Consider the following 25,534-nt stretch of genomic DNA (forward strand, 5'->3'; position numbering starts at 1 on the left):
CCGCGAAGCAGCCTCGCGCCAGCTACGCGGCCCGTGTCTGATCTGTCGATGAGGTCTTTCGCTTCGCTCAGGATAGGACGAAAAGTGCCCGTCTCAACGCCCGCTTCTGCGCGCCTGCTTGCCGCGGCCGCCGGAGCCGGTGCGGACGCCGCGGAAGACGCGGCTGTTCTGCATCTTGCCGAGGTGGATGCCGACGTTGGCGCTGGCGGCCTGGCCGGGCAGCTCGAGCTCGTGGGCTTCGAGGCGGCGGATTTCGTCGCGGATGCGGCCGGCTTCCTCGAACTCGAGATTGGCGGCGGCATCGCGCATCCGCTTCTCGAGCTCGGCGATATGAGTGCGCAGGTTGTGGCCGACCAGGTGCACGTCGCCCGACACGCCGGTATCGACCGTGTAATGGTCGCGCTCGGCGGTCGACTGCAGGATCTCGCCGATGTTCTTCTTGATCGAGGCTGGCGTGATGCCGTGCTCGGTGTTGTAGGCGATCTGCTTGGCCCGACGCCGGTCGGTCTCGCTCATCGCGTACTTGATCGAATCGGTGATCTTGTCGGCATAGAGGATGACGCGGCCCTCGATGTTGCGCGCGGCGCGGCCGATCGTCTGCACCAGCGATGTCGGTGACCGGAGGAAGCCTTCCTTGTCGGCATCGAGGATCGCCACCAGCGCGCACTCGGGGATGTCGAGCCCCTCGCGCAGCAGGTTGATGCCGACCAGCACGTCGAACGCGCCGAGCCGCAGGTCGCGGATGATCTCGATGCGCTCCAAGGTGTCGATGTCGGAGTGGAGGTAGCGGCAGCGGATTCCAGCCTCGTGCAGGTATTCGACGAGGTCCTCGGCCATGCGCTTGGTGAGCACGGTGACCAGCACCCTCTGGCTCTTCTTCGCGCACTCCTTGCACTCGGCGATCAGGTCGTCGACCTGCTTCTCGACCGGGCGGATGAGCACCGTCGGATCGATCAGGCCGGTCGGGCGGATGACCTGCTCGATGAAGGTGCCCTGGGTGCGTTCCATCTCCCACGGGCCGGGCGTGGCGCTGACGAACGTCGTCTGCGGGCGCAGCGTCTCCCACTCCTCGAACTTCAGCGGCCGGTTGTCGATCGCCGACGGCAGGCGGAAGCCGAACTCGGCCAGCACGCTCTTGCGGTTGAAGTCGCCGCGGAACATGCCGCCGATCTGCGGCACCGTGACGTGGCTCTCATCGACGATCAGCAGGGAGTTCTCGGGGAAGTATTCGAACAGCGTCGGCGGCGGTTCGCCCGGCTTGCGGCCGGTGAGGTACCGCGAGTAGTTCTCGATGCCGGCGCAGGCGCCGGTCGTCTCCATCATCTCGATGTCGAACAGGGTGCGCTGCTCGAGCCGCTGCGCCTCGAGCAGGCGGCCAGCGCGGTTGAATTCGGCGAGCCGTTGCTTCAGGTCGGTTTTGACCTGCTCGATCGCCTTCTGCATGGTCGGCTTGGGCGTCACGTAGTGGCTGTTGGCGTAGACGATGATGTCGTTCAACGTCACCGCCTTCTCGCCGGTCAGAGGATCGAATTCGGTGATCGACTCGATTTCGTCGCCGAACATCTCGAAGCGCCAGGCCTTGTCCTCGTAGTGGGCGGGGAACAGGTCGATCGTGTCGCCGCGCACCCGGAAGGTGCCGCGCTGGAAGGCGTTGTCGTTCCTCTTGTATTGCTGCTCGACGAAGCGGCGGAGCAAGGAGGTGCGGTCGATCTTCTGCCCCTTGTGCAGGCGGAAGGTCATCTTCTGGTAGTTCTCGAGCGGGCCGATGCCGTAGATGCATGACACCGAGGCGACGATGATCACGTCGTCGCGCTCCATCAGCGCGCGCGTCGCGGAGTGGCGCATCCGGTCGATCTGCTCGTTGATCGACGAATCCTTCTCGATGAAGGTGTCGGTGCGCGGCACATAGGCTTCCGGCTGGTAATAGTCGTAGTAGGAGACGAAGTATTCGACCGCGTTCTCCGGGAAGAAGCCCTTCATCTCGCTGTAGAGCTGGGCCGCCAGCGTCTTGTTGGGCGCCAGCACCAGGGCCGGCCTGCCCTGGGAGGCGATCACGTTGGCCATCGTGAAGGTCTTGCCCGAGCCGGTGACGCCCAGCAGCACCTGGTCGCGCTCGCCGCTTTCGACGCCCTCGATCAGCTGGCGGATCGCCTCGGGCTGGTCGCCCGCCGGCGTGTAGTCAGACACCAGCTTGAACGGCCGGCGCGCGATTTCGAGCTCCGGCCGGCGCTGGATGTACGGCATCGAGAGCGGCATGGCCGGCAGTGCGAGATTCTTTGAGGGCATGGCCTGCATTATATGATGATGGGGCCGGCGGCCCGCAATGATAGCGTCGTCCGCCCGATGCCGGACTTGTTGGCTTTTTCCTTCCTGATCGCCGCGGCCGTAGCCGTCGTCGCCGGCATGGTGCGCGGCTTCGCGGGCTTTGGTGCAGCGATGATGATGACGCCGGTCTTTTCGGCGCTGTACGGCCCGGAGACCGGCATCTCGCTCTGCCTGCTGCTGGAAGTCGCGGTCGCCCTGCCGCTGCTGCCGCGCGCGGCCAAGTACGTCGACTGGCGGCGCATCGGGCTGCTCATGGTAGCAGCGGTGCTCGGGGCGCCCCTCGGCAACCTCGCGCTTACCCAGGTGTCGCCCCAGCCGATGCGCTGGGCGATCTCGGCGATCGTGCTGACGGCGGTCGCGCTGCTGGCGAGCGGCTGGCGCTTCCAGGGCCAGTGGCGGGCATCGGTCACGCTGGGGATCGGTGCCACCAGCGGCTTCCTGAACGGCCTCTCCGGCATGGCAGGACCGCCGATCGCCTTTTACTACCTCGCAGGTAACGAAACGGTAACCCGGGTGCGGGCGAACCTCACGACCTACTTCGTATTCGTCGATCTGGCAGCGCTGCTGGTCTTCGCCGGGCGCGGCATGGTGCATTGGGATACCGGCGTGCTTGCCCTGTGCCTTGGTCCTGCCGTGATTGCCGGAGGCCTGGTTGGCGAGAAGCTGTTTCCCCTCGCCAGCGAGGCCTTTTATCGCCGCCTCGCCCTCGTTCTTTTGGTCGGCGTGGCGATCGGCTCCTTGATCCTGTAACGCGGGTCGCGTAGCGAGCAGGCATGAAGATCTGGGGAAAGATCGTCGGCGGCACCGCAGGCTTCGCCCTCGGCGGACCGATCGCGGCGCTGCTGGGCGTGATGGCCGGTCATGCCGTCGATCAGCTCGTCGGGAAGCAGCCCGGCGACGGGACGGAGATCGCCACGCCGGCCGATCCGAGGGACCATCCCGGATTGCGCGAGATCGCCTTCACCATCGGCGTGATCGCGCTCGGTGCCAAGATGGCCAGGGTCGACGGCGAGGTGACGGGCGACGAGGTCGAGGCCTTCCAGTCCTTCTTCCATGTGCCGCCGGGCGAGGAGAAGAACGTTCAACGCTTCTTCGACCTCGCCAAGCGCGATGCTTCCGGCTTCGAACCCTATGCGCGCCAGGTCGCCGCGTTGTTCCCCGACGCGCCGGAAGTGCTGGAGAACGTGCTCGAAGGTCTGTTCGACATCGCCAAGGCCGACGGCGCGATCGGTGGCGAGGAGCTGGCCTATCTCGGCAAGGTCGCAAACCTCTTCGGCCTCAGCAGCGAACGCTTCGAGCGCGCCCGGGCCGCGGCGCTGGGAGACGTCGATTGCGAGCCCTGCGTGGTGCTGGGCATCGATCCGCTGGCGACCGACGAGCAGATTCGCGAAGCCTGGCTGAGACAGGTGCGAGCCCATCATCCCGACCGGCTGATGGCACAGGGCCTGCCCGAAGAGGCGATCAAGGTCGCCAATCGCAAGCTCGCGTTGATCAACGACGCCTACGACCGGCTGCGCAAGCAGCGCGGTCTCATCGCCGCCTGACGTGACCTTCGTCGAGCGGCCGTCACCCAACCACGCGCCGCGTCCCGACGGGACGATGGTCGACATCCTCGTGCTGCATTACACCGAGCTGCCATTGCAGGAGTCGCTCGACATCCTGAGCGACGACACGCGCGAGGGCAGGGTGAGCGCGCATTATGTGCTGGCCGAAGATGGCACGATCTACCGCCTCGTGCCGGAGGAGCGCGTCGCGTGGCATGCCGGCCGCTCGCACTGGCGCGGCCGCGAGGCGCTGAACGCGACCTCGATCGGCATCGAGATCGTCAACCTGCACGGCGACCGCCACGATTACCCGCCGCAGCAGATCGCCGCGCTGATCGAGCTCTGCCACGGCATCCTCGCACGCCATCCTGCTATCGAGCCGCGCAACGTGGTCGGCCATTCCGATATCGCCCCGCAGCGCAAGATCGATCCGGGCCGGCGCTTCCCGTGGAAGACGCTCGCCGCTGCCGGTATCGGCCTGTGGCCCAAGGCCGACGGGCGACCGCTGTTCGGCGAACTCCCCGCCGCGCTGCAGCGCTATGGCTACGCCCCGCCGGTCGCCGTCCCGCCGCGAGAGATCGTGAAGGCCTTCCAGCGCCACTTCCGGCCAGCCAGGGTCGACGGCATGCCCGATCCCGAAACGCGCTCGCTGCTCGCCGCGCTACTGGACCATCGAAGCATCAAGTAATACCTCTTCGGAAGGTGTCCTTAGGGGAACGGTCATGAGTGCTACAGTCGGCAGCAAGGGCAAGATTACGATCCCCAAGCGCGTCCGTGGTCTCCTCGGCATCGTTCCGGGAAGCAAGATCGATTTCGAGCGCGCCTCTGATGGACGGATTGTTCAGGTCAAGTTTGGAGAGAAGGTTCCGAGCCGTTTCGCCAGACTGCTCGGCTGTGCCGGCAACGGAATGAGCACCGACGAGATCATGGCGTTGACGCGCGGAGAATCGTGATTCTGATCGAATTCCGTTGTCTCGACTCTCGCGGGGTAACCTCCCGCGCTTGAACGCCGAAGGCGCGTAGTGGAGAGACCTCATCTCAATGAACAGCAACAGCCAGTGGAGGCAAGGTCCCTCCACCTCGCCGAGGTTCGCTCGGCTTCGGTCGCGACGACGAGAAGAATCCAAGCCAGCACACTGTAGCGATTGTTATTGTGAACGAGCTGATCGTAGTCGATCGAAACTGGGCGGCCGCTTGACCTCGTAGGGCGTGACCTTTAGTCAAGCGCCTCAGGTCAGACGGCTGGATGGCTGCACTTTCCCGGGCGACCGGGAGGGTGAGGAAAGTCCGGGCTCCACGGAGACACGGTGCCGGTTAACGACCGGCGGGGGCGACCCCAGGGAAAGTGCCACAGAAAACAAACCGCCACGCTGGCCCGCTTTCGAGTGGCAAACCAGCAGGCAAGGGTGAAACGGCGGGGTAAGAGCCCACCGCGCGACCGGTAACGGAAGCGGCACGGCAAACCCCACCGGGAGCAAGACCAAATAGGGGCGGCATGCCGGGCAACCGGCAGCGGTGTTTCCGCGCCGCCGCCCGGGTCGGTCGCGCGAGGCGTTCGGTGACGGACGTCCCAGAGGAATGGCCATCCATCGCCTCACGGCGAGGACAGAACCCGGCTTACAGGCCGTCTGACCTGCATTTGCGCTTTTTCCAAGATTTTGTAGTGCGACCCCAGCGGAACTGCCACATCTGCTGCGCCCGATGCCGACATCCAGTTCTGCCTGGTTTTCCACCAACACCATACCCCTAGGTCTTGCGCGTGAATTTCAAGAGCGCACAATAGGTCTTGTGCGTAACTTACTCAGATTCCTTGATGAATCGGGCTGCAAATATTGCATCCGTGAACATCCCATGATATCCCATTGTATCCCGTGTAACGAACGACGCAGGGCGTGGGGCACCGGCGGCGGGATTGAGGGGGAGAGGCCCGGTGGCATTCCGGTCCGAAATCCTGATCAAGCTCGACAAGAAGGGGCGGGTCCTGCTGCCCGCCACTTTTCGCGACGAGCTGCCAACCGACGATCGGGGTGCCTTCGTGCTGTATCACTCACCAAACGTACCAGGCGTCGTGAACGGCAACTCCCGCTCGGGGTTCGACGGCATGCTGGAGCGCCTGCGCATCGAGGCGTTGGGCGCGAAAGGTGCGCTCAAGGTCGCGCTCGACGACGAGGCCTTCGATCCGGCGGGCTATCTCTCGGCCGGCGCCCGCACTGTCGCGCTCGAGCCGGATGGCCGCTTCACCATGCCGGCTGAATTCGCCCAGGCGCTGGAGGCCGACGACGGCGTGATGCTGGTCGGCAAGGGCGACAAGTTCCAGCTGTGGAATCCAAAGCGCTGGCAGGCTCGCCGCGACGCCGACCGCGAGAAGATGGCCGCCTTCGTGCGCGGCCTCACGGCAGGTGAGGCATGAGCGCCTCCACGACCGGGCATGTTCCCGTCCTGGTGAACGAAGTTGTCCACGCGCTGCAGCCGCGCGACGGCGGCCGCTACGTCGATGGCACGTTCGGTGGTGGCGGCTACACGAGCGCGATCCTCGATCGCGCGGCGTGCGAGGTGATCGCGATCGATCGCGATCCCGATGCCATTGCAGCGGGGAAGTCGCTCGCAGAGCGCTATGCGCCGCGCCTGCGCCTGATCGAGGGCCGCTTCGGTGAAATGGAGCAGCTGTTGTCCACCGCAGGCGTGTCGGCGGTCGATGGTGTGGCCCTCGATCTTGGGGTTTCGTCGATGCAGTTCGATCGCGCGGAGCGCGGTTTCTCCTTCCGCAACTCGGGTCCGCTCGACATGCGCATGGCGAAGAGCGGCGCATCGGCGGCCGATCTGGTGAACGGCAGCGACGAGACCGAGCTCGCCGACATCTTCTGGCGCTACGGCGAGGAACGGAAGAGCCGCCGCGTCGCCCACGCCATCGTCGAGCGCCGGCGCGACAAGCGCATCGAGACCACCGGCGAGCTGGCCGAGATCGTGCGCCGCGCGGTTGGTCCCTCGGCCAAGGACGAGAGCGATCCCGCGACGCGCGCCTTCCAGGCGCTGCGCATCGCAGTCAATGACGAGCTGGGTGAACTCGAACGTGGGCTTGCGGCCGCCGAGCAGGTGCTGGCACCGGGCGGCCGTCTCGCCGTCGTGTCCTTCCATTCGTTGGAAGATCGCGCCGTGAAGGATTTCGTGCGCGCCCGTTCGGGCCGCACGCCATCGCCGTCGCGCCATGCGCCGCCGCGCGCAGAGGAACGTGCCGCCACCCTGCGCGACCTCACGCGCAAGCCGGTGCTGCCGTCCGACGCCGAGGTCTCCGCCAACCCCCGCGCGCGCTCGGCGCGCCTGCGCGCGGCGGAGAAGCTCACCCGAGGGGTCGCATGATCCATCGCGGGCTCCTGTTCTGGTCGATCGCCGCCGTCGCCACCGCGGTGGGCCTCTTCACGGTCAAGTACAAGGTGCAGGACCTCGAGGAGAAGATCGACCGCACCAACCAGAAGATCATCGAGAGCCAGCAGGCGACCCACATCCTGCGGGTGGAATGGGCGCATCTCAACGAGGCCGAGCGCATAGAGAAACTGGCGCAGAAACACCTCAAGCTCGAGCAGGCCAACATCAAGCAAGTTGCCCGACTCGATACGCTCAAGTCCGATTCCCTCAAGAACGACAGCACTCAGCAAAGGCGCGATCCACCACTTCCTTCCCCCCCACGAACGGGCAGCGACGTCCCCTCGTCGACTGTGCCCGGTGGTGGTCGCGTCTCAGCGGAGGCCGGCAGCCCCTCGCCGGCCTCCGCACCCCCTTCAGGGCGTACAACAACCGGACCCACGACGCCCCCTCGACCGGCACTTGCACAAGCGCCGGCAACAACGGGTCCGGTTGGCGATGGCCAGGTCGCCGCGACCTCGATCGACGAAATCCTCTCGAAGAAAGAAGGGGTGCGTCGGTGAGGTGGTGGCGCAAATCTGGCCCGCCCGAACCGGCCGCCGCGACCCCCGCGGCGGCCGGCGCGCGTTATGGCTCGGAGAAAGAACGGCTGAAGGGCGACGTTCAGGAGACTGCACGCCAGCGCCTGGTCGTGACTTCGGCCATCTTCATCATGGCGTTCTGTGCGGTCGGCCTGCGCATGGGCTACGTCTCGCTGCTGCGCGACGGCGCCGAGCCGACGCAGCGCGTGGCAGCGCGCGGCGGCTCGATCCAGTCCGAGCGTGCCGACATCGTCGACCGCAACGGTGTGGTGTTCGCAACCTCGGTGCCGGTGATGTCGGCCTTCGTCAATCCACACCTGCTGATCGACACGGCGGACGCCGCGCGCAAGATCGTCTCGGCGCTGCCGGAGATCAAATACGGAGAGATCAAGGAGAAGCTCGACGGCGACAAGAGCTTCATCTGGATCAAGCGGGGCCTCTCGCCGCGCGAGCACTTCCTGGTCAATCGCCTCGGCATTCCGGGTCTCGAGTTTCAGGCCGAGGAGCGGCGCATCTATCCGCAGGGCACGATCGGCGCGCACATCGTGGGCTACGACAGCATCGACAACGCCGGTTTGGCCGGCGTCGAGCGCTACTTCGACCAGCGCCTGCAGAGCGGCGAGGCGGTGCAGCTGTCGATCGATCTCCGTCTGCAGCGCATGGTCGAGGAGGAACTGGCAAAGGCAGTGAAGAAGTTCTCGGCGATCGGCGCCACCGCCATCGTGATGGACGTGACCAACGGCGAGGTCCTCGCCATGGCCTCGCTGCCGACCTACGATGCGAACAAGGCCAAGACCATCACAAACGAGGCGCTGTTCAACCGCGCGACCCTGGGCGTCTACGAACAGGGCTCGACCTTCAAGATCTTCAATACCGCGATGGCGCTCGACAGCGGGAAGGTCACGCTGTCGAGCGTGTTCGACGCCACCTCGCCGATCAAGATCGACCGCTTCACGATCAACGACGATCATCCGCAACGCCGGCCGCTCACCGTGCCGGAGATCTTCACCTACTCCTCGAACATCGCCTCGGCCAAGATGGCGGTCGATGTAATGGGGCCGGAGGGTCAGAAGGCCTTCTTCGACAAGATCGGCTTCCTGAAGCCGCTCACCACCCAGCTTCCCGAGCTCGCCGGCCCGCTGTGGCCGCGCCACTGGGTCAAGATCAACACCATGACCATCGCCTTCGGGCACGGCATCTCGGTGACGCCGCTGCATCTGGCGACGGGCTCGGCGGCGATGGTGAACGGCGGAATCCTTTATCAGCCGAGCTTCGTCAAGCGCAACGCAGCGAGCGAGCCTGGCCGGCGGGTGATCCAGGCCAAGACCTCGCAGATGATGCGCCAGCTGCTGCGGCTGAACGTGATCCAGGGCACCGGCAAGAACGCCGACGTGAAGAACTACGACGTCGGCGGCAAGACCGGCACCGCCGAGAAGCCGAGCCACGGCGGCTACCGTCAAAAGGCCCTGATCAGCTCGTTCGTCGGCATGTTCCCGATGAGCGAGCCCAAGTTCCTGATCGTGGTGTCGCTCGACGAGCCGCACGGTACTGCGGAGACTGGCGGCTACGCGACCGGCGGCATGGTGTCCGCGCCCAGCGTGAAGGCGATCATCGAGAGTATTGTGTCACTCTACGGCATCCTGCCGGGTGACTGGAGCAGCCAGACGCCGCTCGAGATCGCGTCGACCCCGATCGCGGCGTCCCAGCCCTCCGCGGCCGCTCCGATCATCGCCGCGTCGGTGCGCGGCCGGGTGCCGGAACGCAAGGCACTCCCGGCGCGCGTCGGCGGTCAGGCGGCGACCGCACCGGGAGTGCGTCGCGTTGCGGCTGAGTGAGCTCATGGGCGTCAGCGCCTTGCCGCGCGACCCGATGGTTGCCGGCCTGACACTCGACTCCCGCAACGTCCAGCCCGGTTTTCTGTTCGCCGCCCTCTCAGGCTCCAGGGCCGACGGTGCGAGCTTCGTCGCCGACGCCGTCAAGCGCGGCGCCTCGGTGATCCTCGCGGCGTCGGATGCAGCCCTGCCGCCGCTCGATCAGGGCATTGTCGTGGTGCGCGATCCCAATCCACGCCGGCGCATCGCGCTGATGGCGGCTGCGGTCGCCGGCCCGCAGCCCGGCACCATCGCCGCCGTCACCGGCACAAACGGCAAGAGCTCGACCGTTCATTTCGTGCGCCATATCTGGACAGCGCTCGGCCTCGAGGCGGCCAGCGTCGGCACGCTGGGCATCGTCTCGCCGGGCTTCGCCCGCGACGCGGGATTGACCACACCCGATCCCGTTCAGCTCCATGCCGATCTCGCCACGCTTGCCCGCGAAGGCGTGACGCATGTCGCGATCGAGGCCTCGAGCCACGGTCTCGATCAGCATCGCCTCGACGGGCTCAAGCTGTCGGCGGCGGCCTTCACCAACCTCACGCACGAGCATCTCGACTATCACCCGTCGATGGACGCCTATTTCGATGCGAAGGCGCGCTTGTTCGAGACGCTGCTGCCGGAAGGCGGCACCGCCGTCGTCAATGCCGACAGCAATCGTGCCGCCCAGCTCGCCGGGATCTGCGCCCGCCGCGGCCTGCGCTTCTGGACATATGGCTCCGAGGGCAAGGACTTCCGCCTGGTGCGCGACGAGCCGACGCCTGACGGCCAGCATCTCGTCATCGAGGCGCTCGGCGGCACGCACGAGGTCGAGCTGCCGCTGGTCGGCGGCTTCCAGGCGTCCAACGCGCTGGCTGCGCTCGGGCTCGTGGTCGCCACGGGCGGCGATGTCGCGCGCGCCGTGGCGGCGCTGGCGACGCTGAGCGGTGCGCCGGGCCGGCTGCAGCTGGTGGCGCGCCACAAAACGGGAGCGCCGGTCTACGTCGACTATGCCCACAAGCCCGAGGCATTGGAGACGGTGCTCGCGACGCTGCGGCCGTTCGCCAAGGGCAGGCTGGTCGTGGTGTTCGGCTGCGGCGGCGACCGCGACCGGGCCAAGCGGCCGGTGATGGGCGAGATCGCCACGCGCCTTGCCGACTACGCGCTGGTGACGGACGACAATCCGCGCAGCGAGGAACCCGCCGCGATTCGCGCCGCGATCCTGAGCGGCATTCCGGCCGGGCGGCACAACTGGATCGAGGTCCGTTCGGATCGTCATGCCGCGATCGAGCAGGGCATGGCGGCGCTGACGTCGGCCGACGACCTGCTGCTGATCGCCGGCAAGGGCCATGAGAAAGGCCAGACCATCAAGGGCGTCACGCATCATTTCGACGATGCCGAAGTGGCGCGGGAACTCGCGTCGTGACCCCGCTCTGGACGTCCGACGAGGTTGCATGCGCTCTGTGTCCGACGGCGATGCCGGGCCGGTTCGAAGCGACCGGCGTGACCTTCGACAGCCGCGCCGTCGGCAAGGGCGACATCTTCTTCGCTCTGGCCGGCGAGAGCACGGACGGCCACGCCTTTGTCGCAGACGCGCTGTCGCGCGGCGCGGCGGCGGCCGTCGTTTCGCGCGACGTGCCGGGCGCGTCGGGCAACCTCATTCGCGTCGCCGACACGATGACGGCGCTGGTCGATCTCGGCCGCGCCGGCCGCAGGCGCAGCGCTGCGCGCATCGCCAGCGTCACCGGCTCGGTCGGCAAGACCAGCACCAAGGACGCGCTGCGCGTCCTTCTCTCGGCCCAGGCGCCGACCTCGGCCAGCACGGCGAGCTTCAACAACCATGTCGGCGTTCCGATCAGCCTCGCCCGACTGCCGCGCGAGGCACGCTACGGCGTATTCGAGATCGGCATGAATCATACCGGCGAGATCGAGCCCCTGGCGCGCCAGGTCGAGGCGCATGTCGGCGTCGTCACCAATGTCGAGGCCGCGCACATCGGTCACATGGGCAGCGAGGAGGCGATCGCCGATGAGAAGGCCTGCCTGTTCGCCGGCATGCGGGAGGGGGCAGTCGCCGTGCTCAATCGCGACAATCGGCACTACGAGCGGTTGGCGCGTCATGCGCGCAACTTCGGGGTCGTGCGGATCGTCGGCTTCGGCCGGCACGAGGCGGCGCAGGCACGCCTGGTCGCGTGCCGCCTGCATGATTCGGGCAGCGATGTCGAAGCCTTGATCCAGGGCAGGCGGATCGAGTATCGCCTTGGCGCGGCTGGCGAGCACTGGGTGCTGAACAGCATCGCGGCGCTCGCCGTCGCCGAGGCGTTGGGCGCCGACATCGTCGCGGCGGCGGCGGCGCTGTCGGAGGTCAAGGCATCGCCGGGACGCGGCGCGCGGCGTCGGCTGAGCTTCGGCAGTGGCACGATCGAGCTGCTGGACGAGAGCTACAACGCCAACCCCGCGTCGGTGCGGGCGATGCTCGCGGTGCTGGCGCGAACCGAGCCGGCGCCGGGCGGCCGCCGCCTGCTCGTGCTGGGGGACATGCGGGAGCTGGGGGAGCAGGCCGACGCCTATCACGCGGGTCTGGCGCAGGCGGTGGCGGCGAGCGGCGCGGCACAGGTCTTCCTGTGCGGCCCGCATATGGGGGCTCTGTGGCACGAGCTCGCCGCGGCGCAAAAAGGTGTGCACCGGCCGGACTCCGAGGCGCTCGCAGGGGAGGTCGCGGCGGCGTTGAGGGCGGGGGACGTGCTGGCGATCAAGGGGTCATTGGGGTCGAAAATGAAAGTGATCGTCGATGCCGTAATCGCTGCAAGCAGCGGTGAGGCAAGGCTCTGAAGATGTTCTACAATTTCGTCTATCCCCTGGCCGACCAGTTCAGCCCGTTCAACCTGTTCCGTTATCTGACGTTCCGCTCGATCGCGGCGTTCCTGACGGCGCTGATCCTGAGCTTCGTGATCGGCGGCGGCCTGATCCGCTGGTTGCGCAGCAAGCAGGGTCAGGGCCAGCCAATCCGCGACGACGGGCCGGCCAGCCACATCGTCAGCAAGAAGGGCACGCCAACCATGGGCGGGCTGCTGATCCTGATCGCTCTGTCGGTGGCCACCCTGCTGTGGGCCGACCTCACCAACCGTTATGTCTGGTGCGTGCTCGGCATCACCGTCACCTTCGGTGCGATCGGCCTGTGGGACGACTACCTCAAGGTCTCCAAGCGCAATCCCAAGGGCGTGCCGGGCAAGATCAAGCTCGTGCTCGCGGTCGCGATCGCCGGAGCGGCAGCGTGGCTCATCGCCCAGGGATCTCCTCCGCCGCTGCGCTACACGCTCGCGCTGCCGTTTCTCAAGGACGTGCTGGTGCCGCTCGGCATCGTCGGCTCTCTCGCCTTCTCGGTCCTGGTCATCGTCGGCACGTCGAATGCGGTGAACCTGACCGATGGCCTCGACGGACTGGCGATCGGTCCGGTGATCATGGCCTCGGCCGTATTCGCGCTGATCACCTACATCGTCGGCAACGCCATCTATACCAACTACCTCTACGTCCACCACGTGCCGCGCGCGGGCGAACTGTCGGTGCTGCTGGCCGCGCTGGTCGGGGCTGGGCTGGGCTTTCTGTGGTTCAATGCGCCACCCGCCATGGTGTTCATGGGCGATACCGGCTCGCTGTCGATCGGCGGCGCGCTGGGTGGTGTCGCCGTCGTCACCAAGCATGAGATCGTTCTAGCCATCGTCGGCGGCCTGTTCGTTCTCGAGACCATCTCGGTGGTCGTGCAGGTCCTCTCCTTCAGGATCACCGGCAAGCGCATCTTCCGGATGGCGCCGCTGCATCATCATTTCGAACAGAAGGGATGGGCCGAGCCGACCATCGTCTTCCGCTTCTGGATCATTGCCGCCATCCTCTCGATGGTGGGCCTCGCCACGTTGAAGCTGCGTTGAGCCGATGATCGACCTCTCCGTCCTGAAAGGTTCGTCGTACGTCGTGCTGGGGCTGGCACGCTCCGGCCTGACGACGGTGCGCGCCCTGATGGCGGCAGGTGTCGACTATGTCGCCTGGGACGACAACGCCGCGGTGCGCGAGATCGCGGCGAAGATCGGCACGAAGTTCGCTGAGCCCTCGACCATCGACTGGAAGGACGTCACTGCGTTGGTGATCAGCCCCGGCATTCCCAACCGCCTGCCCAAGCCGCATCCCGTGGCAGCAGCGGCTCGCGCCGCCGGGGTGCCGCTCATCTGCGACGTCGAGCTGCTCGCCCGGGCCCAGGCCGGGAATCGCTTCATCGGCGTCACCGGCACCAATGGCAAGTCGACCACCACCGCACTGATCGGCCATATCCTGAAGTCGGCCGGCGCATCGTGCGAAGTCGGTGGCAACATCGGCCGCGGCGCGCTCGATCTCGAACCGCTCGGGCGGCACGGTATCTACGTCCTCGAGCTTTCCTCCTACCAGCTCGAGCTGCTGCAGAGCTTCCACGCCCATGTCGCGGTGTGGCTCAACATCACGCCCGACCACATCGACCGCCATGGCGACATGGCAGGCTATGTCGAGGCGAAGAAACACATCTTCGACCGCCAGGACGAGCGCGATTGCGCCGTGATCGGCGTCGACGACGACTATTCGCGCGCGGTCTTCGCCGAGTACGGCAAGCTTGCCAGGCATAGCCGGATTGGCGTCGTGCCTGTGGCGCTCGATCGTCTTCTGGCGGCGGGCGTTTCGTTCCATGCCGGCCAGCTCACCGACGCCGACCGCTACGTGGCCAATTTCGCCGACGTGCCGACCCTGCCGGGCGACCACAATGCCCAGAATGCGGCCTGCGCCTGGGCGGCCTGCCGCTGGCTGCGGCTGTCGCGCGAGGAGATCATCCGCGGCATCCGCAGCTATCCCGGCCTGCCGCACCGCCAGGAGCAGGTCGCGGCGGCGGGCAAGGTCGTCTACGTCAACGACAGCAAGGCAACCAACGCCGACGCGACAGCGCGCGCACTATCTTCCTACCGGAATATCTACTGGATCCTCGGCGGCCAGGCGAAGGAGGGCGGCGTCGAATCGCTCGAGCCCCATTTCGACCGCATCCGCCATGCCTTCCTGATCGGCGAGGCGAGCGACCTGTTCGCCAGCCAGCTCGAGGGCAAGCTGCCGTTCGACCGCTGCGGCGACCTGCAGTCGGCGCTCGACGCGGCCCACGCGCGTGCCCAGGCCGAGGCGACGTCGCCCGCGGTGGTGCTGCTGTCGCCGGCCTGCGCCTCCTGGGACCAGTGGCGCAGCTACGAGCATCGCGGCGATGCATTCCGTGAAATGGCGCGCGCCCTGCCGGGCGCCCAACGCGTGGGGAAAGCGGCATGATCCAGGTTCCGCGCGACGACCGCAGCGTCATCGGCCAATGGTGGTGGACAGTCGACCGGTGGGCATTGGGTGCCGTGCTCGCGATCATGGCATTCGGCGTCATGCTGACCCTGGCCGCATCGCCGCCGGCGGCTGAACGCATCGGAGCGGACTCCTTCATGTTCGCCAAGCGCCAGTTCATCTTCCTGCCGTTGGCGCTGGCCCTGATGCTGGCGATTTCGCTCGCCTCGCCACGGCATGTGCGACGCTTGGCCCTGCTTGTGTTCTGCGGCAGTCTCGTGTTGCTCGCCGCGACCTTCGTGATCGGGGTCGAGATCAAGGGCGCACGACGCTGGATCGCGGTGCCCGGCCTGTCGAGCCTGCAACCCTCGGAGTTCGTCAAGCCCAGCCTTGCCGTGATCTCCGGCTGGCTGCTGGCGCAAAGCCGCGCCGAGCGTCGGATGCCGGGCTATTTCCTGTCGACCCTGCTGGTCGGCTCGGTGCTGGCCTTGCTGGTGCTGCAGCCCGATCTCGGCATGAGCATCGTGGTGGCGGCGGTGTGGGCCGCCCAGCTTTTCGTGGTCGGCTTGCCGATGTGGATCGCGGGCTTCGGCGTGGTCGGCGGCGCGGCGAGCCTGGTCGGTGCTTACTTCATGTTCGGCCACGTGCGCAGCCGCTTCGATCGCTTCCTCGATCCGACCTCCGGTGACAACTATCAAGTCAACACCGCACTCGAGGCGTTCATGAACGGCTCGCTGTTCGGCCGCGGGCCGGGCGAGGGCACGGTCAAGGCCCAGCTGCCCGATGCGCACACCGACTTCATCATGGCGGTGTGCGGCGAGGAATTCGGACTGGTGGTCTGCCTGATCATCCTGGCGCTGTTCGCGTTCGTGACCCTGCGGTCGCTGTCGCGCGCCTCGAGAGAGACCAGCCTGTTCATCACCCTCGCCGCGACCGGGCTCGGTGTGCAGTTCGGCATGCAGGCGGCGATCAACATGGCCTCGACCATCCAGCTCATCCCCGCTAAGGGCATGACCCTGCCGTTCATCTCCTATGGCGGCTCGTCGGCGCTGGCGATGGCGATCTGCGTCGGCATGTTGCTGTCGCTGACGCGCGAGCATGCCGGCTTGAGGGAGGCGGTATGACGGGGATCCGCCCCATCGTCCTCGCGACCGGCGGCACCGGCGGGCACGTGTTTCCCGCCGAGGCGCTGGCAGGCGAGCTCGAGGCGCGTGGCGTGCCGTTCACCTTGGTCACCGATTCGCGTGGCCGCCAGTGGCAGGGCGCCCTGTCGCGCCGGCCCATCCACTATATCCATTCGGCGAGCCCGACCGGATCGCTGCAGCGCCGCGTGTTCGCGTTGTTCTCGCTCGGGCTCGGCCTGTTCGACGCCTGGCGGGCACTGGGCCGCATCGGTCCGGCTGCCGTGGTCGGCTTCGGCGGCTACGCCTCGGTGCCGACCATGCTCGCTGCCCGGCTGCGCCGGACGCCTGCGATGGTGCACGAGCAGAATGCCGTGCTCGGCAAGGCCAACCGCTGGGTGCTGGGCGGTGTGTCGAAGGTGGCGACGTCCTTCGCGCGCACCCGCTTCGTCGATGACGATCGTGCCCGGCTGGTCGGTAATCCGGTACGCGAAACGGTGCGGAGCTTGCGCAGCGCGGTCTACCGCGCGCCCGGCCCCGGCCGGGTCATCGATCTGCTGGTGTTCGGCGGCAGCCAGGGCGCCGCGTCCTTCAGCAAGGTCATTCCCGAAGCGCTTCTGTCGCTGCCCGCGGCGATGCGCGCGCGGCTGCGCCTCGTGCAGCAGTGCCGCCCCGAGGATATCGAGCGCGTTCGCGCGCTTTATCTTCGCGCCGACGTCGTGGCCGAGCTGTCCCCGTTCTTTCTCGACCTGCCGCAGCGGTTGGCCGGCGCGCATCTGGTGATCGGCCGCTCCGGCGCCTCGACCGTGGCCGAGCTGGCCACGATCGGGCGGCCGTCGATCCTGATCCCCTATCCCTACGCCGCCGATGACCACCAGACCGCCAATGCCCGTGCCTTCGAGGCAGCGGGCGCCTGTCTCGTGATTCCGCACGCCGGTTTCACCGCGCCGACCTTGGCCGGTCACTTGCGCACGCTGTTCGAGGCGCCGCAGCGCCTGGCCGACATGGCCGCCGCCGCGCACGCCGCCGGCCGACCCGACGCCGCGGCGCGGCTCGCCGACCTCGTCGGCGAGCTGATCTCCACCCCCAAATTTTCAGGAGTCGCCGCATGAGAGCGATGCCGCTGGATATCGGTCTCATCCATTTCGTCGGCATCGGCGGCATCGGCATGTCGGGCATCGCCGAGGTGCTGCACAATCTCGGCTACAAGGTGCAGGGCAGCGATCTGGCCGATGGGCCGAATGCGCGCCGCCTCGCCGAGCTCGGCATCAAGGTGCACATCGGCCATCGTGCCGACAATCTCGGCAACGCCCAGGTCGTGGTCGTCTCCTCGGCGGTGAAGAAGGACAACCCCGAAGTCCTGGCGGCCCGTTCGCGCCTCGTGCCCGTGGTGCGCCGCGCCGAGATGCTGGGCGAGCTGATGCGGCTCAAATGGTCGATCGCGGTCGGCGGCACGCACGGCAAGACGACGACCACCTCGATGGTCGCCTCGGTGCTCGATGCGGGCGGCCTCGATCCGACGGTGATCAACGGCGGCATCATCAATGCCTACGGCACCAACGCGCGGCTTGGCAGCGGTGACTGGATGGTGGTCGAGTCCGACGAGTCGGACGGCTCGTTCCTGCGCCTGCCGGCGACCATTGCCGTCGTGACCAACGTCGATCCCGAGCATCTCGACCATTACGGCACGTTCGACGCGCTACGCGACGCCTTCGTGCGCTTCGTCGAGAACATCCCTTTCTATGGTTTCGCGGTGCTGTGCGTCGACCACCCCGAGGTGCAGGCGCTGATCCCTCGGGTCGCCGATCGGCGCCTCATCACCTACGGGCTGGGTGTCAACGCCGACGTGCGCGCCATGAACCTCAAGCTCGACCGTAGCGGCGCCGACTTCGACATCCTGATCGAGAATCGCGCGACCAACCAGTCGCGTACCATCGTCGACGTACGCCTGCCGATGTTCGGCCAGCACAACGTCCAGAACGCGTTGGCCGCCGTCGCGGTGGCGCAGGAGATGGGCCTGCCCGACGAGACGATCCGCGGGGCGCTGGCGGGCTTTGCCGGCGTGAAGCGGCGCTTCACCAGGACCGGCGAGGCGCACGGCATCACGGTGATCGACGACTACGGCCACCATCCGGTGGAGATCGCCGCTGTCCTGCGCGCCGCGCGCCAGGCCTATGGCGGTGGCGGCCGCGTGATCGCCGTCATGCAGCCACACCGCTTCAGCCGGCTGGGCGCGCTCAAGAACGAGTTCGCGGCCTGCTTCGTCGATGCCGACACCGTGCTGATCGCGGACGTCTATGCCGCCGGTGAGGCGCCGATCGAGGGCGTCAACCGCGACATGCTGGTCGGCCTGGTGCAGCGCGCCGGCCATCGCGATGTCCATCCGCTCATGTCCCCCGGCGACCTGCCGGGCATGATCTGGCAGGTCGCGCGGCCGGGTGATGTGGTGGTCTGCCTGGGCGCGGGCAATATCACCGCCTGGGCGCATGCGCTGCCCGGCCAGCTGCAACAGCTCGCCGCCGAGAAGGCCGGCCCGCGCGCCATCGCCAACGATTCCGGGACCGCCGCATGATGGCGCTCGAGACCGCGCGCGCCCACCTGATCGATCGGCTGCCCAGGCCGCGCGGCCGGCTTACCGCCGATGCGCCACTCGGCAGCCAGACCTGGTTCCGCACCGGCGGCCCTGCCGAGGTACTGTTCCGCCCCGCCGATGCAGCGGACCTCTCGCAGTTCCTCGAGGCACTGCCGGCCGACGTTCCGGTGACGGTGCTGGGGGTCGGCTCGAACCTGCTGGTGAGGGACGGCGGGATCAGGGGCGTGGTGATCCGCCTGATGCGCGGCTTCACCGCCGTCGCTGTCGAAGGCAACGAAGTGGTGGCGGGCGCCGGCGCGCTCGACCTCAATGTCGCACTGACGGCGCGTGACCATGCGCTGGCGGGGCTCGAGTTCCTGAGTGGCATTCCCGGTACCATCGGGGGTGCCTTCCCGACCAATGCCGGCGCCTATGGCGGCGAACTTGCCGACGTTCTGGTCTCGGCCGAAATCGTCGATCGTTCCGGCAAGATCCGCACCGTGACGCCAGCGGAGCTCGGGCTTTCCTACCGCCACAGCACGGCGCCGGCCGACTGGATCTTCACCTCGGCGCGGCTGCGGGCCGGACCTGGCGACCAGCTTGCCATTGCGCGACGCATCGCCGAGATCGAGGCGGCGCGAGCGGACAGCCAGCCGCGCAGCCGCACCGGCGGTTCGACCTTCGCCAACCCGCCCAACCTCAAGGCGTGGGAGCTGATCGACCGCTCCGGCTGTCGCGGACTGCGGATCGGCGACGCACAGGTCTCCGAGAAGCATTGCAACTTCCTGATCAATCTCGGCGCGGCGACGGCTGCGGACATCGAATCGCTCGGCGAGGAGGTGCGCAGCCGCGTCTTCACGCGCAGCAATGTGCTGCTGCAGTGGGAGATCAGGCGTATCGGAGAGACGGCACCTGTGGTGAGCGGAGCCGAACCATGAGCACGGTCGCAGTCCTCATGGGCGGTTGGTCGCCCGAGCGCGAGGTTTCGCTGGTGAGTGGCAAGGCCTGCGCCGAGGGATTGCGCGAGGGCGGTCACACGGTGATCGAATACGACGTGCGGCGCGACCTCCGCGCCCTGGTCGAGTTCCTGCGGCCGGCCGCGGGCGGCGGCCCCGATGTCGTCTTCAACGCGATGCACGGCAAATACGGCGAGGACGGCTGCATCCAGGGCGTGCTCGAGATCCTCGGCGTGCCCTATACGCATTCCGGCGTCCTCGCCTCGGCAATCGCCATGGACAAGCCGATGTCGCGCCACGTCTTCACCTCGATCGGCATCCGCGTCGCCCTCGGAAAGGTGGTCGAGCGGCGCTCGCTGGCGTCCGGCGATCCGATGCCGCGGCCCTATGTCGTGAAGCCGATCGACCAGGGCTCCAGTGTCGGTGTCCATATCGTGCGCGAGGGCGACAATCTCGCGGCCGTCGAAGCGGCCGAAGCGCGGTATGGCGAGAAGGTGCTGATCGAGAAGTTCGTGCCGGGACGCGAGCTCACGGTGGCGATCATGGGCGACAAGGCGGTGGCCGTCACCGAGCTGCGGCCGCGCACGCGCTTCTACGACTACGAGGCGAAGTACACCGACGGCGTCACCGAGCATCTCATTCCGGCACCGATCCCGACCGAGGTCTACGAGCAGGCCAGGCAGTGGGCGCTGATGGCGCATCAGGCGCTGGGCTGCACGGGGCTGAGCCGCGCCGACCTGCGGTGGGACGATTCCCTGCCCGGGACGTCCGGCCTGGTCGTGCTCGAGCTCAACACCCAACCCGGCATGACGCCGCTGTCGCTGGCGCCGGAGCAGGCCAAATGGGCCGGCATCTCCTGGTCGCAGCTCATGACCTGGATGGTCGACCATGCGAGGCGGCCGGCATGAGCAAGGCGGCGAAATCCGCCAGGACCGATGCGCCGCCGCGGCGCGACTACGACCGCCGCAAGCGAAAGGGTGCGGTCCGCCGCTCGTCCGGCCGGCCGATCTGGCGCCAGCCGCTGCTGCTCGGTCTTGCCGTGACGCTGCTGGGCATGGGCGGCGCCGGCGGCTGGTGGGCCTGGAAGGAGGGCTGGCTGGTCGAGGCGCAGAATCGGTTCGATGAGGCGTCGCGCAACGTGCTCGGCTTGCTGACGCCTTTCAAGCTGGCCGACGTCACCGTCGAAGGCCGCGACTATGTCGAGCGCGACGCGATCCTGGCGGCATTGAACGTGCGTTCCGGCGATTCGCTGCTCGGCATCGATCTGCAGGGCGCCCGCAAGCGGCTCGAGGCGATCGACTGGGTCGCCGCGGCTACCGTCGAGCGCCGCTTGCCCGACACGCTCTATGTCACGCTGAAGGAACGGCGCGCCGTCGCGATCTGGCAGAACGGCAGCGAGTACACGCTGATCGACAAGAACGGCCGCACCGTGCGGGCGAGCCGCATGCCACCGGGCGCGGACAAGCTCCTGCTGCTGGGCGGGCCGGGCGCGCCCGAGCACGTCGGCGAATTGCTGCTGCTGCTCGCCTACGAGCCGGCCATCGCCAAGGTGCTGCGCGCCGCCGTCTGGGTCGGACAGCGCCGGTGGAACCTCGTCCTGAACAACGACACCGAGATCTGGCTGCCGGAAGAAGATGCGGTCGCGGCCCTCCAGCGCATGGCCAAACTCGACGCATCGGATAAACTGCTGCAGCGCGAGTTCGGCGTCGTCGATCTGCGGTTGCCGGACAAGCTCTATCTCAGAAAGCGAGCGCCGGCCGGCGACCCTCCGCCGAACGGACCCGCCTAGAAACGCAGCGTACAAGCACGGGGATACATCGTGGCGAAGACAAGAAATGGGGTAATTGCCGCTCTGGATATCGGTACCAGCAAGGTCGTGTGCTTCGTCGCCCGCGTCGACGGGCAGGGGCTGCGCGTCGTCGGTATCGGGCATCAGGCGGCGCTCGGCATGCGGTCGGGGAACATCATCGACATGGAGGCCGCGACCCGCGCCATCTCCTCGGCGGTGTCGACGGCCGAGGAGATGTGCGGCGAGCATGTCCGCGAGGTGATCGTTGGCGTGAGCGGCGGCTCGCCGGCCTCGCACAACCAGGGCCTCGAGGTCGCGATCGGCCATCACGAGATCGGCGAGCGCGACGTGCGGCGCGTGCAGCAGCAGATCTCGCTGCCGGCCGAGACGGCCGACCGCGACATCATCCATTCCGCCGCGATCGGCTACACGGTCGACAGCACGCCGGTGCGCGACGCGCGCGGCATGTTCGGCGAGCGGCTGGGCGTCGACGTGCATCTGGTCACGGCGGCAAGCGGCTCGATGCGCAACCTGCAGGTCTGCGTGCGCCGCGCCCATCTCGAGATCTCCGAGCGTGTCGTCGCCAGCCATGCGGCGGGTCTCTCCTCGCTGGTCGCCGACGAGCGCGACCTCGGCGTCACCCTGATCGACATGGGCGGCGGCACGACCTCGATCGCCGTGTTCTACGAGGGCAATCTCGTGCACGTCGATTCGATCCCGGTCGGCGGCGAGCACGTCACGCGCGACATCGCACGCGGTCTTTCCACACCGGTCGTCCATGCAGAGCGCATGAAGACGCAGATCGGCCGCGCCGTCGCCAAGCCCAACGACGAGTACGACATCATCGACGTGCCGCTGATCGGCGAAGAGGATCGCACGCGGCCTAATCACATCCCGCGTTCGATACTGGTCGGCATCATTCGTCCGCGTATCGAGGAGACATTCGAGCTCGTGCGCAGCCGACTCGAGGCTTCCGGTGTGGATAAGTTGGCGGGCGGACGTGCCGTGCTCGTCGGCGGCGGCTGTCAGCTCGACGGCGTGCCTGAAGTTGCGGCCGCAATGCTCAACAAGAAGGTCCGCACCGGTGCACCGCTGCGTCTTGCCGGACTCGCGGATTCCACAGGCGGACCGGCATTTTCCGCTGCTGCCGGCTTGCTCGCTTTTGCGCAACAGCATCATGCTGCCGCGGCGCAAGCTCAACCGGCCGCCGTAGAAGCACCATCGAGTCGAATTGGCCGCATTGGCAGTTGGATAAGGGAAAACTTTTAGGCAATATTAGGCCAGATATTGTGGGAAGCGTGGCAGTCCCCACAGATTGTAGAGTCAACGACAAAAAGAGCCGGTGGTAGTGCAAGGGCTTGCTCCAGATGAGCCCACGCTGCCGCTCCGCAGATACCCCCCTCGTTTGCGTGGAGAGCGCCGAATGACAATCAACCTCAGTCTCCCCCAGCAGGAGTCCGAGATTAAGCCGCGTATCACCGTCATTGGTGTCGGTGGAGCGGGCGGAAATGCCGTCAACAACATGATCAGCGCCGCGCTGGAAGGCGTCGAATTCATCGTTGCCAACACCGACGCGCAGGCGCTCGGCCAGTCGCTCGCCGACCGGCGCGTCCAGCTCGGCATTACCATCACCCAAGGACTGGGCGCCGGAGCGCGCCCCGAGGTCGGACGCCAGGCTGCTGAAGAAGCGCTGCCCGAGATCCTGCAGCTGCTCGACGGCGCCAACATGGTGTTCGTCACTGCCGGCATGGGCGGCGGCACCGGCACCGGGGCGGCTCCCGTGATCGCCGAGGCGGCGCGCGCGCAGGGCATCCTGACCATCGGCGTCGTCACCAAGCCGTTCCACTTCGAGGGCCGCCGCCGCATGCAGTCGGCCGAGCAGGGCATCACCGAGCTCGAGAAGGTGGTCGACACGCTGATCGTCATCCCGAACCAGAACCTGTTCAAGATCGCCAACGAGAAAACGACCTTCGCCGACGCCTTCAAGATGGCCGACGACGTGCTGCACATGGGCGTGCGCGGCGTCACCGATCTCATGGTCATGCCCGGCCTGATCAACCTCGACTTCGCTGACATCCGCACCGTGATGGGCGAGATGGGCAAGGCAATGATGGGCACCGGCGAGGCCGAGGGTCCTGACCGCGCCCGCGTCGCGGCCGAGAGCGCGATCTCCAATCCCCTGCTGGAAGACCATTCGATGAAGGGCGCGAAGGGCGTGCTCATCAACATCACCGGCGGCCTCGACATGACGCTGCACGAGGTCGACGAAGCGGCCAACCGCATCCGCGAGGAAGTCGACGCCGACGCCAACATCATCTTCGGCTCGACCTTCGACGCCTCCATGCAAGGCCGCATGCGCGTGTCGGTGGTTTCCACCGGCATTTCCGCCATGGCCGCGCAGCAGCCGGCGCCGAACTATCTCAACCTCGATGTCAACCGGCCGATCCAGACCGGCCAACCGGCGCTCAGCCGCCCTGTTGCACCACCGATCGGCCGCGTCGCGATGCCGGCTGCCGCCATCGCGCCTCCGATGCCCGCTCCGCCGCCACCAGCACCGGTGTATGCAGCTCCGGTCGCGGCTCCTCCCGCGCCGCCTCCCGCTCCGCTGCCGGAACCGGTCACGATGGAAGCGCCGCCGGTCATGGAAGCGCCGATTGCCGCGCAGTTCGAATCGCAGACTGCGTATGCACCGGCTCCCGCTGCTCCGGCACCTGCGCCCGCTCCGGCGCCGATCGCCGCAGCGCCGGCTCCCGCTCCTGCTCCCGCGCCGCAGAAGCCGCTGGTCGATGAGACCGATTGGCGGGTCAGCCGTCCTTCTGCCCCGCGGCCGCCGGTGCGGGCGACGGAGCCGAGCGCGCGGCCGGTGGTCGCGCGGCCGGTCGGCGGCGAGAGCCGCGCACCCAACCTTTTCCAGCGCATCACGGGCGCTTTCTCGTCCACGCCCAAGGGGATGACTCCGGCGGTGACGGCGGCTCCGGCGGTTGAACCCACCGTTACGCGTCCGGCAGTGGTCGAAAATGTCGTCGCTGTCGCGCCCAAGGCGCCGCCGGCCCGTCCGGTGCCGGTCCAGGCCAATTTCGACGTTACCGAGCGCGCCAAGCCCGCGCGCGAGGATGACGACCTGCAAATTCCGGCTTTCCTGCGGCGGCAAGCCAACTGACGCAGGTGCCCGCGTTCTCCACGCATCATCTTTCGAGGGGCCGACGGCCCCTCTTCTTTTGAGTTCGGCGTGATATAAACCTCGCGCGGCTCAATCGATTCACGGATGGGATATGGCGGAAGAGTTGGTTATCGTTGTTCGCCACGCGCGCCGCGTCTTGATGCTGCTCGTCGCGACCGCGTCGCTGGCCGGCTGCGGCTGGTTCGGCGGCTCGAAGGATGACACCTTCACCGAGCAGCCGGTGGAAGTGCTCTATAACCGCGCGCTCGATGATCTCGGCCGTCAGGAGTACAAGCAGGCGGCCAAGGAATTCGAAGAGGTCGATCGCCAGCACCCCTATTCGGTGTGGGCGACCAAGGCGCAGATCATGGCCGCCTTCACCTATTATCAGTCCAACAAGTACGACGATGCGATCATCGCGCTCGACCGGTTCATCCAGCTCCATCCCGGCCATCGCGACATCCCTTACGCCTACTATCTGAAGGGGCTGTGCTACTACGAGCAGATCTCCGACGTCGGCCGCGACCAGCGCGTGACCCAGCAGGCGCTCGATGCGCTGTCGGAGGTCGCCAAGCGCTTTCCCGATTCGCCCTACGCTCGCGACGCCCGCCTGAAGGTCGAGCTGTGCATCGACCATCTTGCCGGCAAGGAGATGGACATCGGCCGCTACTATCAGAAGCAGCATCAGTATGTTGGCGCGATCAACCGATACCGCCTCGTGATCGAGCGCTACCAGACCACCACGCATGTACCCGAGGCGCTGCACCGCCTGGTCGAGACCTACCTGGCGCTCGGCGTGCAGAGCGAGGCCAAGGAGACGGCGGCCGTGCTCGGTTACAACTTCCCGGGCAGCGACTGGTACCAGGACAGCTACTTCCTGGTCACCGGCGAAGGGGCCCCGGCGCCGGAAGACAAGGGCAGCGGCGGTTGGTTCTTCGGAATCTTTTGACC

Annotated in this window: 21 protein-coding genes, 1 other RNA gene and 1 pseudogene; 22 read left to right on the forward strand and 1 reads right to left on the reverse strand. The window is 67.3% G+C overall.

Annotated elements, in window-relative coordinates:
• Nucleotides 1-93 precede the first annotated feature (93 nt).
• Nucleotides 94-2,286 (reverse strand): excinuclease ABC subunit UvrB, encoded by a 2,193-nt coding sequence (gene uvrB, locus ACQY8M_RS16110; RefSeq protein WP_428673943.1) that lies wholly within the window; start codon nt 2,284-2,286, stop codon nt 94-96.
• 57 nt (nt 2,287-2,343) lie between these two features.
• On the opposite strand from uvrB, the gene ACQY8M_RS16115 reads away from it, so the two are divergent.
• The 22 genes and pseudogenes from ACQY8M_RS16115 (at nt 2,344) to ACQY8M_RS16220 (ending at nt 25,532) form a co-directional block, all read left to right on the forward strand.
• Entirely contained in the window at nt 2,344-3,075 is a 732-nt protein-coding gene (locus ACQY8M_RS16115; protein WP_428673945.1) for a sulfite exporter TauE/SafE family protein, read from the forward strand.
• A gap of 23 nt (nt 3,076-3,098) precedes the next feature.
• Nucleotides 3,099-3,869: a TerB family tellurite resistance protein gene (locus tag ACQY8M_RS16120; RefSeq protein ID WP_428673947.1), complete on the forward strand. Its 771-nt coding sequence runs from the start codon at nt 3,099-3,101 to the stop codon at nt 3,867-3,869.
• 1 nt (nt 3,870) lies between these two features.
• Entirely contained in the window at nt 3,871-4,557 is a 687-nt protein-coding gene (locus ACQY8M_RS16125; RefSeq protein ID WP_428673949.1) for an N-acetylmuramoyl-L-alanine amidase, read from the forward strand.
• A gap of 34 nt (nt 4,558-4,591) precedes the next feature.
• The gene (locus ACQY8M_RS16130) at nt 4,592-4,822 is read left to right on the forward strand and encodes an AbrB/MazE/SpoVT family DNA-binding domain-containing protein (RefSeq protein ID WP_428673951.1); all 231 of its coding nucleotides are present in this window, start codon (nt 4,592-4,594) and stop codon (nt 4,820-4,822) included.
• A gap of 281 nt (nt 4,823-5,103) precedes the next feature.
• Nucleotides 5,104-5,505: RNase P RNA component class A (gene rnpB, locus ACQY8M_RS16135), an RNA gene on the forward strand.
• Between the two features lie 294 nt (nt 5,506-5,799).
• A complete protein-coding gene (locus tag ACQY8M_RS16140) occupies nt 5,800-6,279 on the forward strand; it encodes a division/cell wall cluster transcriptional repressor MraZ (RefSeq protein ID WP_428673953.1) in 480 nt (159 codons plus the stop codon).
• Nucleotides 6,276-7,205: pseudogene (rsmH, locus tag ACQY8M_RS16145) on the forward strand (16S rRNA (cytosine(1402)-N(4))-methyltransferase RsmH); the annotation flags it as partial. The gene ACQY8M_RS16140 and the pseudogene rsmH, both read left to right, overlap by 4 nt.
• Nucleotides 7,206-7,222: 17 nt before the next feature.
• Nucleotides 7,223-7,792 (forward strand): cell division protein FtsL, encoded by a 570-nt coding sequence (gene ftsL, locus ACQY8M_RS16150; RefSeq protein WP_428673955.1) that lies wholly within the window; start codon nt 7,223-7,225, stop codon nt 7,790-7,792.
• Complete coding sequence (locus ACQY8M_RS16155) at nt 7,789-9,645, forward strand: peptidoglycan D,D-transpeptidase FtsI family protein (RefSeq protein ID WP_428673957.1); 1,857 nt, start codon at nt 7,789-7,791, stop codon at nt 9,643-9,645. Before ftsL ends, ACQY8M_RS16155 begins: the two co-directional genes overlap by 4 nt.
• A 4-nt stretch (nt 9,646-9,649) precedes the next feature.
• Nucleotides 9,650-11,086: a UDP-N-acetylmuramoyl-L-alanyl-D-glutamate--2,6-diaminopimelate ligase gene (locus ACQY8M_RS16160; protein WP_428673959.1), complete on the forward strand. Its 1,437-nt coding sequence runs from the start codon at nt 9,650-9,652 to the stop codon at nt 11,084-11,086.
• Complete coding sequence (locus ACQY8M_RS16165; protein ID WP_428673961.1) at nt 11,083-12,489, forward strand: UDP-N-acetylmuramoyl-tripeptide--D-alanyl-D-alanine ligase; 1,407 nt, start codon at nt 11,083-11,085, stop codon at nt 12,487-12,489. The genes ACQY8M_RS16160 and ACQY8M_RS16165 overlap by 4 nt, the downstream gene beginning before the upstream one ends.
• Nucleotides 12,490-12,491: 2 nt before the next feature.
• Nucleotides 12,492-13,583 carry a phospho-N-acetylmuramoyl-pentapeptide-transferase gene (gene mraY / locus ACQY8M_RS16170; protein WP_428673963.1) on the forward strand — a complete coding sequence of 364 codons (1,092 nt, stop codon included), beginning with the start codon at nt 12,492-12,494 and terminating at the stop codon, nt 13,581-13,583.
• A gap of 4 nt (nt 13,584-13,587) precedes the next feature.
• The gene (murD, locus tag ACQY8M_RS16175; protein WP_428673965.1) at nt 13,588-14,985 is read left to right on the forward strand and encodes a UDP-N-acetylmuramoyl-L-alanine--D-glutamate ligase; all 1,398 of its coding nucleotides are present in this window, start codon (nt 13,588-13,590) and stop codon (nt 14,983-14,985) included.
• Complete coding sequence (locus tag ACQY8M_RS16180) at nt 14,982-16,109, forward strand: FtsW/RodA/SpoVE family cell cycle protein (protein WP_428673967.1); 1,128 nt, start codon at nt 14,982-14,984, stop codon at nt 16,107-16,109. The genes murD and ACQY8M_RS16180 overlap by 4 nt, the downstream gene beginning before the upstream one ends.
• The gene (murG, locus tag ACQY8M_RS16185) at nt 16,106-17,218 is read left to right on the forward strand and encodes an undecaprenyldiphospho-muramoylpentapeptide beta-N-acetylglucosaminyltransferase (RefSeq protein WP_428673969.1); all 1,113 of its coding nucleotides are present in this window, start codon (nt 16,106-16,108) and stop codon (nt 17,216-17,218) included. Before ACQY8M_RS16180 ends, murG begins: the two co-directional genes overlap by 4 nt.
• Complete coding sequence (murC, locus tag ACQY8M_RS16190; protein ID WP_428673971.1) at nt 17,215-18,678, forward strand: UDP-N-acetylmuramate--L-alanine ligase; 1,464 nt, start codon at nt 17,215-17,217, stop codon at nt 18,676-18,678. Before murG ends, murC begins: the two co-directional genes overlap by 4 nt.
• Nucleotides 18,675-19,616 (forward strand): UDP-N-acetylmuramate dehydrogenase, encoded by a 942-nt coding sequence (murB, locus tag ACQY8M_RS16195; protein WP_428673973.1) that lies wholly within the window; start codon nt 18,675-18,677, stop codon nt 19,614-19,616. Before murC ends, murB begins: the two co-directional genes overlap by 4 nt.
• Complete coding sequence (locus ACQY8M_RS16200; RefSeq protein WP_428673975.1) at nt 19,613-20,542, forward strand: D-alanine--D-alanine ligase; 930 nt, start codon at nt 19,613-19,615, stop codon at nt 20,540-20,542. The genes murB and ACQY8M_RS16200 overlap by 4 nt, the downstream gene beginning before the upstream one ends.
• Nucleotides 20,539-21,423: a cell division protein FtsQ/DivIB gene (locus tag ACQY8M_RS16205; RefSeq protein ID WP_428673977.1), complete on the forward strand. Its 885-nt coding sequence runs from the start codon at nt 20,539-20,541 to the stop codon at nt 21,421-21,423. Before ACQY8M_RS16200 ends, ACQY8M_RS16205 begins: the two co-directional genes overlap by 4 nt.
• A 30-nt stretch (nt 21,424-21,453) precedes the next feature.
• Nucleotides 21,454-22,692, forward strand: a complete 1,239-nt coding sequence (gene ftsA, locus ACQY8M_RS16210) for a cell division protein FtsA (RefSeq protein WP_428673979.1) — start codon at nt 21,454-21,456, stop codon at nt 22,690-22,692.
• Between the two features lie 154 nt (nt 22,693-22,846).
• Nucleotides 22,847-24,583, forward strand: coding sequence for a cell division protein FtsZ (gene ftsZ / locus ACQY8M_RS16215; RefSeq protein WP_428673981.1), 1,737 nt, complete (start codon nt 22,847-22,849; stop codon nt 24,581-24,583).
• Nucleotides 24,584-24,707: 124 nt separating this feature from the next.
• Entirely contained in the window at nt 24,708-25,532 is an 825-nt protein-coding gene (locus tag ACQY8M_RS16220) for an outer membrane protein assembly factor BamD (RefSeq protein ID WP_428673983.1), read from the forward strand.
• Nucleotides 25,533-25,534: the final 2 nt, after the last annotated feature.

The organism is Reyranella sp., assembly GCF_965279465.1.
Classification (GTDB): domain Bacteria; phylum Pseudomonadota; class Alphaproteobacteria; order Reyranellales; family Reyranellaceae; genus Reyranella.

Excerpts from the sequence above, each read along its gene's own strand:
- murG (WP_428673969.1), top strand. The coding sequence starts at position 16,106 with ATGACGGGGATCCGCCCCATCGTCCTCGCGACCGGCGGCACCGGCGGG.
- murB (WP_428673973.1), top strand. The coding sequence starts at position 18,675 with ATGATGGCGCTCGAGACCGCGCGCGCCCACCTGATCGATCGGCTGCCC.
- ACQY8M_RS16205 (WP_428673977.1), top strand. The coding sequence starts at position 20,539 with ATGAGCAAGGCGGCGAAATCCGCCAGGACCGATGCGCCGCCGCGGCGC.
- ftsL (WP_428673955.1), top strand. The coding sequence starts at position 7,223 with ATGATCCATCGCGGGCTCCTGTTCTGGTCGATCGCCGCCGTCGCCACC.
- ACQY8M_RS16200 (WP_428673975.1), top strand. The coding sequence starts at position 19,613 with ATGAGCACGGTCGCAGTCCTCATGGGCGGTTGGTCGCCCGAGCGCGAG.
- mraY (WP_428673963.1), top strand. The coding sequence starts at position 12,492 with ATGTTCTACAATTTCGTCTATCCCCTGGCCGACCAGTTCAGCCCGTTC.
- uvrB (WP_428673943.1), bottom strand. The coding sequence starts at position 2,286 with ATGCCCTCAAAGAATCTCGCACTGCCGGCCATGCCGCTCTCGATGCCG.
- murD (WP_428673965.1), top strand. The coding sequence starts at position 13,588 with ATGATCGACCTCTCCGTCCTGAAAGGTTCGTCGTACGTCGTGCTGGGG.
- ACQY8M_RS16115 (WP_428673945.1), top strand. The coding sequence starts at position 2,344 with ATGCCGGACTTGTTGGCTTTTTCCTTCCTGATCGCCGCGGCCGTAGCC.
- ACQY8M_RS16180 (WP_428673967.1), top strand. The coding sequence starts at position 14,982 with ATGATCCAGGTTCCGCGCGACGACCGCAGCGTCATCGGCCAATGGTGG.
- ftsZ (WP_428673981.1), top strand. The coding sequence starts at position 22,847 with ATGACAATCAACCTCAGTCTCCCCCAGCAGGAGTCCGAGATTAAGCCG.
- ACQY8M_RS16160 (WP_428673959.1), top strand. The coding sequence starts at position 9,650 with ATGGGCGTCAGCGCCTTGCCGCGCGACCCGATGGTTGCCGGCCTGACA.
- ACQY8M_RS16120 (WP_428673947.1), top strand. The coding sequence starts at position 3,099 with ATGAAGATCTGGGGAAAGATCGTCGGCGGCACCGCAGGCTTCGCCCTC.
- murC (WP_428673971.1), top strand. The coding sequence starts at position 17,215 with ATGAGAGCGATGCCGCTGGATATCGGTCTCATCCATTTCGTCGGCATC.
- ACQY8M_RS16130 (WP_428673951.1), top strand. The coding sequence starts at position 4,592 with ATGAGTGCTACAGTCGGCAGCAAGGGCAAGATTACGATCCCCAAGCGC.